Origin of the sequence: Acetobacter musti (genome assembly GCF_011516835.1) — a bacterium.
GTDB classification, from domain to species: Bacteria; Pseudomonadota; Alphaproteobacteria; order Acetobacterales; family Acetobacteraceae; genus Acetobacter; species Acetobacter musti.
This window is the reverse complement of sequence record NZ_WOTB01000126.1, coordinates 1-604: the sequence shown is the minus strand read 5'-3', so window position 1 is coordinate 604 and position 604 is coordinate 1. Positions and strand designations below refer to the sequence as shown.

1 protein-coding gene is annotated in these 604 nt (G+C 63.4%); it reads left to right on the top strand.

Annotation, left to right across the window (positions count from 1 at the left end; all coding sequences use genetic code 11):
* A partial coding sequence (locus GOB93_RS21035; RefSeq protein WP_173585286.1) for a DUF4070 domain-containing protein occupies positions 1 to 604 on the top strand: 604 nt, incomplete at both ends.

Below are 604 nucleotides of genomic sequence, written 5' to 3'. Positions count from 1 at the left end.
CTTCGCCGTCTTCGTCGGAATCGAAAGCCCCGACACAGACACGCTGGTCATGACGCAGAAAAAGCAGAACACCCGCCGCAGTCTGCAGCAGAGCATCGCCACAATCCACGGGGCCGGAATTTTCGTGAACGCCGGCTTCATCGTCGGCTTCGACAGCGAAAAAGGCAGCGTCGCCGCCGGCATGATCGACTGCATCGAAGACACGGCAATCCCGGTCTGCATGGTCGGCCTGCTTTACGCCCTGCCAACAACCCAGCTCACACGTCGCCTGCTGGCCGAAGGACGCCTCTTCTCCGATGACGGACAGACCCAGTCCGGAGACCAGTGCACCGCCGGCCTGAACTTCGAGACAAAACGCCCCCGCCGTGACGTACTGAACGATTACAGAACAGTCCTCCAGGCAATCTACGAACCGACCGCCTATTTCGACCGCGTCCGCCGGCTGGGCCGCATGCTCCGGCGCAGGCGCGCTCACCGGATGATACGCGGCGATCTCCGCAGCTTCGTCCGGCTGCTCTTCCGCATCCACCGCGCCGGCCCCGGAACAACCCGGCAGTTCTGGCGCATGCTGCTGGACTGCGCCCTGCATAACCCGAAAGCACTG